Below are 2,612 nucleotides of genomic sequence, written 5' to 3'. Positions count from 1 at the left end.
CAGCGGGATGCCGGCGGCCTGGTAGTTCTGCGAGGCGTCGTAGATGAAGGAGACGGGGGCGTCCGCCTTCGTGAAGTCGCGGGTGAAGCCGCCCTCGGTGCCCGGCGCGATCTGGTTGCGCAGGCGGATGTTGGCGAACGTACCGCGGATCATGACCTCGTGGTTGCCGCGGCGGGAGCCGTAGCTGTTGAAGTCGCGGCGCTCGACGCCGTGCTCCGTGAGGTACTTGCCGGCCGGGGTGTCGGCCTTGATCGCACCGGCCGGGGAGATGTGGTCGGTGGTGACCGAGTCGCCCAGCTTGGCCATGACGCGGGCGCCGGTGATGTCGACGACCGGGGCCGGCTCCATCTGCATGCCCTCGAAGTACGGGGGCTTGCGGACGTAGGTGGACTCGGTGTCCCACTCGAAGGTGTTGCCGGTCGGGATCGGCAGGGCCTGCCACTGGGCGTCGCCCGCGAAGACGTCCTGGTAGGACTTGTTGAACATGTCCTCGCCGATGGCGTTGGCCACGACGTCGTTGACCTCGGCCTCGGAGGGCCAGATGTCCTTCAGGAAGACCGGGTTGCCCTCGGTGTCCGTGCCCAGGGCGTCGCGCGTGATGTCCACCTTCATGGAACCCGCGAGGGCGTACGCGACGACCAGCGGCGGGGAGGCCAGGTAGTTCATCTTGACGTCGGGGTTGATCCGGCCCTCGAAGTTGCGGTTGCCGGAAAGCACCGAAGTCACGGCCAGGTCGTGGTCGTTGACGGCCTTGGAGACCTCCTCCGGCAGCGGGCCGGAGTTGCCGATGCAGGTGGTGCAGCCGTAACCGACCAGGTTGAAGCCGACCTTGTCGAGGTAGGGGGTCAGGCCCGCCTTGTCGAAGTAGTCGGTGACGACCTTGGAGCCCGGGGCGAGGGTGGTCTTGACCCACGGCTTGCGGGTCAGGCCCTTCTCGACCGCCTTCTTGGCCACCAGCGCGGCGGCGACCATGACGTACGGGTTCGAGGTGTTGGTGCAGGAGGTGATCGCGGCGACGGTGACGGCGCCGTGGTCGATCGTGTAGGTCGTGCCATCGGGGGCGGTGACGGTGACCGGGTTCGACGGGACGCCGTTGGCGGCGGCCGGGGCGTCGGAGGCCGGGAAGGACTCCTCGCCCGCCTCGTCGGCGGTGGAGACGTAGTTGAGGACGTCACGCTCGAACTGGGCCTTGGCCTCGGCGAGGACGATGCGGTCCTGCGGGCGCTTGGGGCCGGCGATGGAGGGGACGACCGTGGAGAGGTCCAGCTCCAGCTTCTCGGAGAAGTCCGGCTCGGCGGCCGGGTCCAGCCACAGGCCCTGCTCCTTGGCGTAGGCCTCGACGAGCGCGACCTGCTGCTCGCTGCGGCCCGTCAGGCGCAGGTACTTGAGCGTCTCGCCGTCGATCGGGAAGATCGCGGCGGTGGAGCCGAACTCCGGCGACATGTTGCCGATGGTGGCGCGGTTGGCCAGCGAGGTGGCGGCGACGCCCTCGCCGTAGAACTCGACGAACTTGCCGACGACGCCGTGCTTGCGCAGCATCTCGGTGATCGTGAGGACGAGGTCGGTGGCGGTGGTGCCGGCGGGCAGCTCACCGGTCAGCTTGAAGCCGACGACGCGCGGGATGAGCATGGAGACCGGCTGGCCGAGCATCGCGGCCTCGGCCTCGATGCCGCCGACGCCCCAGCCGAGGACGCCGAGGCCGTTGACCATGGTGGTGTGCGAGTCGGTGCCGACGAGGGTGTCGGGGTAGGCCTGGCCGCCTCGGACCATGACCGTACGGGCCAGGTGCTCGATGTTCACCTGGTGCACGATGCCGGTGCCCGGCGGGACGACCTTGAACTCGTCGAACGCGGTCTGGCCCCAGCGCAGGAACTGGTAGCGCTCCTTGTTGCGGCCGTACTCCAGCTCGACGTTCTGGCCGAAGGCGTCCTTCGTGCCGAACTTGTCGGCGATGACGGAGTGGTCGATGACCAGCTCGGCCGGGGCCAGCGGGTTGATCTTCGCCGGGTCGCCGCCGAGCTCCTTGACGGCCTCGCGCATGGTGGCGAGGTCGACGACGCAGGGCACGCCGGTGAAGTCCTGCATGATCACGCGGGCCGGCGTGAACTGGATCTCCTGGCTGGGCTGGGCCTGGGAGTCCCAGCTGCCGAGCGCGCGGATGTGGTCGGCGGTGATGTTGGCGCCGTCCTCGGTGCGGAGCAGGTTCTCCAGGAGGACCTTGAGGCTGTAGGGGAGGCGCGCGGAGCCCTCCACCTTGTCCAGCCGGAAGATCTCGTACGACTCGTCGCCCACCCGCAGGGTGCTGCGAGCGTCGAAGCTGTTCGCCGACACGACAGTCTCCTTCATGTGCATGAATTCGCGTACTGCGGCAATCCTGCCGCCCCATCACCGCGCGGATCCGCTAAGGTGAACCTAAGTTAGGCATGCCTTACTGGCGCGACGGCGGTACGCCCTCTCAACAGATATCTCGATGTCGAGATAACAGTAGTACATGGCCGGTGAATGGTCATGTCCTGATGGGCCGATCCGGGCCCACCTGGGGCTCTGGGGCGGGCGCCGCGACCGTGCCGCCCTCGGCTAGCGTTCCCGATCATGAACGCACACCTCGGCCC

At 68.2% G+C, this 2,612-nt stretch carries 1 protein-coding gene; it reads right to left on the bottom strand.

Annotation, left to right across the window (positions count from 1 at the left end):
• Positions 1-2,331: aconitate hydratase AcnA (gene acnA / locus ACWD4B_RS35640; protein ID WP_451424659.1), on the bottom strand; the 2,331-nt coding region annotated here is incomplete at its 3' end.
• Positions 2,332-2,612 lie beyond the last annotated feature (281 nt).

Source organism: Streptomyces sp. NPDC002536, from assembly GCF_053594995.1.
Note: the sequence above shows the minus strand (reverse complement) of the source record. Positions and strands in the feature narration are given on the sequence as shown.